At 68.6% G+C, this 7,405-nt stretch carries 6 protein-coding genes; 3 read left to right on the forward strand and 3 right to left on the reverse strand.

Translation table 11 applies throughout. The features are described 5' to 3' along the window. The 3 genes from EHS43_RS32210 to EHS43_RS32220 all read right to left on the reverse strand — a co-directional run. On the reverse strand, positions 1 to 296 hold a 296-nt coding region (locus EHS43_RS32210), incomplete at its 3' end, for a cobalamin-dependent protein (RefSeq protein WP_148104135.1). A 274-nt stretch (positions 297 to 570) separates the two neighbouring features. Further along, positions 571 to 2,112 carry an FG-GAP-like repeat-containing protein gene (locus tag EHS43_RS32215; protein ID WP_125194212.1) on the reverse strand — a complete coding sequence of 514 codons (1,542 nt, stop codon included), beginning with the start codon at positions 2,110 to 2,112 and terminating at the stop codon, positions 571 to 573. A 101-nt stretch (positions 2,113 to 2,213) separates the two neighbouring features. Beyond that, a complete protein-coding gene (locus EHS43_RS32220; RefSeq protein ID WP_185806507.1) occupies positions 2,214 to 2,741 on the reverse strand; it encodes a hypothetical protein in 528 nt (175 codons plus the stop codon). Positions 2,742 to 3,298: 557 nt separating this feature from the next. Between EHS43_RS32220 and EHS43_RS32225 the strand changes: the two genes are divergently transcribed. The 3 genes from EHS43_RS32225 to EHS43_RS32235 all read left to right on the forward strand — a co-directional run bounded on the left by EHS43_RS32225 (position 3,299) and on the right by EHS43_RS32235 (position 7,295). Further along, entirely contained in the window at positions 3,299 to 4,291 is a 993-nt protein-coding gene (locus EHS43_RS32225; protein WP_260470808.1) for an ALF repeat-containing protein, read from the forward strand. After that, the gene (locus EHS43_RS32230; RefSeq protein ID WP_185806508.1) at positions 4,288 to 4,989 is read left to right on the forward strand and encodes a hypothetical protein; all 702 of its coding nucleotides are present in this window, start codon (positions 4,288 to 4,290) and stop codon (positions 4,987 to 4,989) included. The genes EHS43_RS32225 and EHS43_RS32230 overlap by 4 nt, the downstream gene beginning before the upstream one ends. A gap of 134 nt (positions 4,990 to 5,123) precedes the next feature. Then, positions 5,124 to 7,295, forward strand: a complete 2,172-nt coding sequence (locus EHS43_RS32235) for an MMPL family transporter (RefSeq protein ID WP_125194213.1) — start codon at positions 5,124 to 5,126, stop codon at positions 7,293 to 7,295. Positions 7,296 to 7,405 lie beyond the last annotated feature (110 nt).

Raw genomic sequence — 7,405 nt, forward strand, 5'->3', positions numbered from 1 at the left:
CCGCCGCCCACCACCCGGATGTGCTCCGCCCCCTGCTTGCGGAGCGAGGCCACCAGGTATTCGAAGTACTCCACGTGTCCGCCCTGGTAGGACGAGACCGCCACGCCGTGCGCGTCCTCCTCCAGAGCCGCGTCCACGACCTCCCGCACCGACCGGTTGTGGCCGAGGTGGATGACCTCGGCGCCCTGCGACTGGAAGATCCGCCGCATGATGTTGATCGAGGCGTCGTGCCCGTCGAACAGCGCCGAGGCGGTGACCAGGCGGACGGGGTGGGCGGGGCGATGCAGATCGCTCATGGCGGTGCCTTCCGGGACACGTCGAAGAACGCGGGCTGAGAAAATAGTAGGACGTCCTAGTAAATATATGGGGGTCCGGGTGAGGAGAAGCACAGAAGGCCACCCGGATGGCCGGGCTTCTCCGCCCTCGCGGGCTTTGGCTGTCGTCAACGTCGCTGAACCCACTGTCGGGCCGCTCAGCCCCCTGCCTCCCGGTGCGCAAGCCGTCGGGGACGGTTCGCCGAGAGCAGATGTCTCGGCGAACCGTCCCCGGTCGCTGCGGCGCAGTCGGTGATCAGAGGATCCGGTACGGTCCCCAGCCGGTACCCGCCTGGTAGCGGGTGCCGAGGGTTCCCATGCCGGACTTGCCGGTGCCGGGGTAGACCCACAGCGTGCTGTCGGAGGCCTGACGGGACAGCACGTCGGTGAGCCCGTCGCCGTTGTAGTCGCCGGTGCGGAGGGCGTTCTGGCTCTTCCAGCCGGTCCCGACCTGGAAGCGGGTGCCGAAGGTGCCGCCGGTGGCCCGTCCGGTGCCCGGGTAGACCCACAGCGTGCCGTCCGACGCCTGACGGGACAGCACGTCGGGGCGCCCGTCGTTGTTGAGGTCACCGGTGGTGATGATGTCCATGCTCGCCCAGCCGGTGCCGGCCTGGTAGCGGGTGCCGAGGGCCTCCATGCCGGGCTTGCCGGTGCCGGGGTAGACCCACAGCGTGCCGTCCGACGCCTGACGGGTCAGTACGTCGGTGAGCCCGTCGGTGTTGAAGTCCCCGGTGCGGGTGACGTCCTGCGTCTGCCAGCTCCTGCCGACCTGGTAGCGGGTCGCGAAGGCTTCCATGCCGGGCTTGCCGGTGCCGGGGTAGACCCACAGCGTGCCGTCCGACGCCTGACGGGACAGGAGGTCACCGATGCCGTCGTTGTTGAGGTCTCCGACGGTCACGGCGTTCTGGCTCTGCCAGCTGGTGCCGGCCTGGAACCGGGTGCCGAAGGTACTGCCGCTCGGCTTCCCGAGGCCGGGGTAGACCCACAGGATCCCGTCGTCCTTGATGGCCACGAGGTCGGCCTTGCCGTCGCCGGTGACGTCGTCCGGGTTGCGGGAGATCGCGTGCTCGACCCAGTCGCCGAGGTCGTCGACACGGGTGTCGACGGCACCGGTACGGGTCTCGGCGGGGTCGATGCCGAGACACCCGCCCTGCCAGGAACGGGAGTTGACGGAGACGAGTTCCGTGGTGCCGTCGACGGTGCGCAGGGCGGGACCGCCGGCGTCGCCCTTGCAGACGGTCGCCGTGTCGGAGCCGTTGAGGTCCACCGTCGAGTCCGAGACCGAGGCGACGGTGAACGCAGCGGAGTGGAGCTTGTCGGGGACCCATTCGGTCTTGGTGCGTCCGAATCCGGCCTTCACCAGTTCCTCTCCCGCGGTGGCGGGCGTGGTGGCCAGCCGGACGGGGGTGACGGCCGGATCGGTGATCCTGGCGGCGAGTTTGACGAGCACCAGATCCCGGTCGGCATGCGGGACGAGCCGGATGCCCTGAAGGACACTGCCGCCGGCCTGGGTCAGGTCGGTGCGGCCGACGGTGACGGTGGTGGTGACGGCGGGCTTGCCCGCGGGGGGTTTGCCGTCCGCGGCGAAGCAGGTGGCCGCGGTCAGGACCCACTGCGGGTCGATCAGAGTGCCGGTGCAGGCACTCTGATCACCGACGTTTATCTTCGCGACGTAGTTCAACTGTGCGGGGGCGTCGGTTCCGGTGAGCGCGGTGGCGCTGCCGGAACCCATCACGACGGGGGCCGCGACCAGCGCAGCGGCCAGCGCGATGAGACGGGGGCGTCTGGAGAGGTACATGAACGTGGATTCCTAGTCACGAGGGCCGCGTGTCCCGTGGCCGCGTGTCCCATGGGCGCGGGACCGCGGAGCGCGGTGAGCGTGGCGGTGTCGGCCTGGGGTTACTTGGAGGACCTGATCTCGACGAGCATGTGATCGCGGCCGTCCGGGTCCGCGGCCTCGCCCACCGGCGTCCAGGAGTTCTTGAGGACGTCGAACGACTTCTCCTCGGCACCCACGGTCATGTCGACCGCGGTCGTGTAGTCATTGCCCTTGATCGCGTAGACCGCGGGGATCTCCAGAGTCAGCCAGCCGGAGTCGCCGACCACCTTGAAACAGATCTTGTCGGCCTTGTCGCGGGCCATGATCTCCAGAAAACCGGTCCCGCTCGCACAGTCGGCCAGGGTGATGTGCCCGTCGCCGCGCTTGAGGAGGATCTTCTTCTCGGCAAGGATCTTGTCCGCCAGCGGGTAGTTGAAGTCCTCCACCGCGTAACCGGGGGTCTCCCCCGCGACCAGTGCGGTGGGGTTCGCCTCCTGCGACGCCTGTCCCGGAATGCCCGCGGTCACCGTGATCCACGCCAGGGCGCCGACCGCGGCCACACCCAGGGCGCGCAGCGCAAGGCGCCTGCGCTGCGGCCGTCCGGGCATTCTGCTGTATTTCCTCATCGCATCCCCAAGTTCGTCTCCGACGGCTGGATGTTCATCACCGGGCGCGAATTCGGGCGCGCGGGAATGCGATATCGATATCCCCCCGCAGGACATGTCCCCATTCCCCTGGAAAACAGTCCCTTTACCTCTCGAAGCGAGAGGTCCCCCGTCTCGGTAAACGTCATCCGCGTCGCCATACCAACATGAAGTGGCTCCCAGGTCGAGCGCATACAACGATGCATAAAGCGACATTCCGCATCCCCAGTGTGTGATCCGTGACACACCGGGTAAAGGTTGTGCGGAAAGTTGTGAAGGAGCTGTAAATGCTCTCCGAGGCTCCATCAGGAGCGCGCTGCGGCAAGGAAGTTGTTAGTCGAGCTGCCGCAACTGGATTCTTTTGTTGCGGCAGTTGGTAGGGTCCGATACGGCAAGAAGCGCCACTCGTAAGCCACTTCGCATCCGGTGTGAATCCATTCCGCGGGCACGTCGGGGAACCCGGTCGATCCTGGGATGCGATCCGACATGCCCCGTCAACGGCTCACGGGGACACATCTCTTGTGCAGACCATTTTCCGGAGCCGCCGCCGCGTGCTCGGTGCGCTCGCCGCCACCACCGCCGTGGCCGCCGCACCCTCGGTACTCCCCACCCCGGTGGCCGCCGCGGCTGAGAGCGCCGCGCCCGACCCGGTCCCGCTGCCGGACACCGAGCGGGCGAAAGTCGTCAAGGCCTGGATGTCCGGCGGAATAGGAGTCAAGGCCGCGGCCGCCGCGACCCTGGCCGGCACCGACAGTGGAATTCAGATCTTCCTGACCCAGACACTGCCGGTCCAGACCGTTCAGGACAACCGCGTCGCCATCGCCGGCAGCCTGGACCGCGCGGGCAAGGGCCTGCGCCGCGCGGCGGTCGCCGCGCTCGACAGCGGTGATGCCGCCATCGCGGACTTCCTGCGGGACGGATTCAGACCGGCCATCCTCGAAGACCTCCAGGTGGCCACCAGTGTCGTGTCGGCCACCGGCGACAAGGCGGTCCAGCGGGACGCCACCGCCGCCCTGAACAACGGCACCCAGCCGACCCTGATCACGTTTCTCACCGACACCCAGTACGACGCACGCCTGGAGGACGCCCGGGTCCAGGTCTCCGCCATGCTGACGCAGGCCGGCCCGGAGGTGCAGAAGTACGCCGACCGCGCCCTCGGCGGCACCGCGTCCGACGGGGAGTGGTTCATCGAGGCCGGGCAGCACATCGCCCGGGCACGGGACCAGGAGTCGGCGAAGATCGAGGAACTCGTCGCCGTCGTCGTCCGCGAGGGCAAACGCGCCGAGCGTGAGACGAACCTGGCCGTCGGGGCATCCGCGCGTGCCCAGACCGCCGCGGACAAGGCGAAGGAGGCGGCGGAGAAGGTACGGGCCGGTCGACCCGTACGCAGGCCACCGAGCCGTCCCTTGCGGCCGTCGGCCTCGCCGCCGACGCCCCCTCGGGCGACGGCATCGGGACGGAGTTCGAACCGGACGCCGACGACCCCGAGCCGCCTCCGCCCTCGTGCGCGGTGACGGACCCCGGAAACTGGCGTTGGAGCCGCACCGGCGGCCTGTGCCTGAACGGCGTCGAGGTCACCTACACCCTCTACGACTCGAACGGCAGGACCATCGGCACCGGCCTCATCCAGGTCAGTTCCACGCTCGCCACCTCCTACAAGCCCCTCGACCGCAACGAGACGATCACCGCCAAGCTGGTCCGGGTCACCGGCGATGTGAAGAGCCTCGTGGTGAAGATGCAGGTGGGCTGCGGTACCGGCTGCACGACCCTGACGAAGCAGCCGTGGTACGGCACCGCCGAGATGACGCCCGGCGCACAGAGGACCGGAAAGACGAAGTGCAGCGGCGACGCCTTCGCGGCGAACACCACGCGCTCCCCTTTCCGGACCAACTACAAGATGCACGTGACGATGCCGGGTGCGCCCCCGGTCGACCCCAGCGCCTCCTGGTCCAGCCCCGCGAGCGGCGAGATCCGGTGCGACAAGGAGCAGCCCCGGCTGCGCGGGTGTGTCATACCCACCAACGACATCCCGGTGTTGAGCTACTCGGGTTCGCACGCGGAGTACGGAATCGTCGTCCCGATCTACGAGGAGATCATGCGGCGCCGGGGCACCGACATCCTGCACGCGGTCAACCAGACCCAGGCGAACGCCGGGCTTGTCGGCCCGGTCACCGGACAAGCTGACTCCCGGTCAAGCGATCTTGATCCGTGATCTCTACGATGAGAGCTCAAGACAACCATTCCGGCCGGTCCGACGGGGGGACCCAGAGGGACCGCCGGGGGTCGCCGATGCCAGGGACCGCTCCCCGGGCTGCGGTGATCTTCCTTCCCAGGAGGACCTTCCGCATGTTCCGAAGTATTGGCAACGCTGTCGTCAGACATCCCGTCTGGACGATCGTTGCGTGGTTGATCGCCGCTGTGGCGATCGTGGCCACCGCTCCGAGCCTGCCCTCGAACAGCGACGAGAGCAGTTTCCTCCCCAAGAGTTACGAGTCCATCAAAGCGGCGCAGGTTCAGGAGAGGGCGTTCCCCAGCGCCTTCACCCCGTCCGCGATCGCGCTGTACCAGCGCACCGACGGCGGAAAGCTGACCGCCGCCGACCAGAAGGACGTCGCCCGGATCACCTCCGAGCTCGGCAAGAAGAAGATCGACCAGGTGCAGAAGGTCGTCCCCGGCCAGCCGTCCTCGGACGGCAAGTACGCCCTGACCCTGGTCCAGATGGACAGCAAGAAGGCCGGCCAGCCCGAACAGGCCGACGCGGCCAAGGTGTTGCGTGACGACGTCAAGCAACTGGCCAAGGGGACGGACCTGGAGGTCAAGCTGGGCGGCTCCGCGGCCCAGGCGCTCGACCAGCAGGACTCGTCCAAGCGCGGCGAGGCACTGATCGGCATCGGCACCTTCCTCATCATCCTGGTGACCCTGCTGATCATCTTCCGGGCGCCGATCCTCGCCGTCCTGCCCCTGATCACGATCGGACTGGTGTCGGCGATCGCCAACGGGCTGATCGCGTACGCCACCAAGCTCTTCGGCCTCCAGGCCAACAGCTCGATCTCGTCGATCCTGATCGTCGTGCTGTTCGGCGTGGGCACCGACTACTTCCTGTTCCTGATGTTCCGCTACCGCGAACGCCTGCGCCTCGGCGACGAACCGAAGCAGGCCATGATCAACGCGGTGGACCGGGTCGGCGAGGCCATCGCCTCCGCGGCCGGCGCGGTCATCATCGCCTTCCTCGCGCTGGTCCTGTCGACGCTGGGCTTCCTCAAGCAGATGGGTCCGGCGCTCGCGATCGCGGTCACCGTCACCCTGATCGCGGGCCTGACGCTGATCCCGGCCGTCGTCTCCCTCATCGGCCCGAAGGTCTTCTGGCCCTCGAAGTCCTGGCAACGCGAGCCGGAGAACGCCCGGTTCGCCGCCCTGGGCCGCGGGGTGCGCAACCGTCCGGCGCTCACCGCCGCGCTCTCCGGGCTCGTCCTGGTCGTGCTGTCGCTCGGCACGTTCGGCTACAACGCGACCTTCGACCTGGCGTCCGGCTCCATGCCCAAGACCAAGGAGTCGATGGTCGTCCAGGACGAGATGCAGAAGGCGTACTCGGCGGGCGCCGCCGCGCCGACCGACGTCTACCTGTCGAGCACCGACGGCAAGCCCCTCGACACGACGGTATTCGACGGGTACGTGAAGAAGCTCGGGGCCGTGGACGGCGTGGCGAACGCGCGCATGTCGCAGCTGAACAAGGGCGGCACCACGGTCGACTTCACCGTCACCCTCAAGTACGAGGCGTCGACGGACAAGGCCATCGAGACGGTGGGCCGGGTCCGCGAGGTCGCGCACGCGGAGGCCCCGGACGGCACCGAGGCCCTGGTCGGCGGTATGTCCTCGATCTTCAAGGACATCGACACGGCGGTCAACCACGACTACCGGACGGTCTTCCCCGTCGCCGCCGCGCTGATCATGCTCATCCTGGGTCTGCTGCTGCGCAGTGTGGTGGCGCCCTGGTACCTGATGGCATCGGTGGGTCTCGGCTTCGGTGCCACGCTCGGCGCCACGGTCTGGATCTTCCAGGACGGGCAGGGGCACTCGGGCCTGATGTTCATGCTCCCGGTGATCATGTATCTGTTCGTGGTCGCGATCGGCACCGACTACAACATCCTCATGATCGCCCGGCTGAGGGAGGAGGCCCGGGAGGGCCGCGAGCCCCGGGAGGCGGCCGGTATGGCCCTGCGGCACGCCGGTCCCACGGTGGCCGCGGCGGGCTTCATCCTGGCGGCGACCTTCGCCACGATGATGCTGGCCGGCAACGCCCTGCTCACCGAGATGGGCTTCGCGGTCTCCTTCGGCATCGCCGTCGCCGCCTTCGTCATGGCGATGTTCTTCACTCCCAGCCTCACCGCCCTGATCGGCCACGCGGCCTGGTGGCCGGGGCACGCGGACCGGGCGAAGGAGGCACCCGCCGCCCCCGCGCCGGTCTCCGGAAGCGGCCGGGAGACCCCGGTGCAGGATCCGGCCGGTCGCCGCAACTGACACCACCACGAGAAGGACGGCGTCCGCCGGGTCGTACGGCCCGGGGGACGCCGTTCCTCGTCCCGGCCCCCCGCCCCGGCGCCGGGCACGGCCGGTCTGCCACCCTGGAC

The sequence above is a fragment of the Streptomyces sp. RP5T genome, assembly GCF_003933965.1.
In the GTDB taxonomy this organism is placed as follows: Bacteria; Actinomycetota; Actinomycetes; order Streptomycetales; family Streptomycetaceae; genus Streptomyces.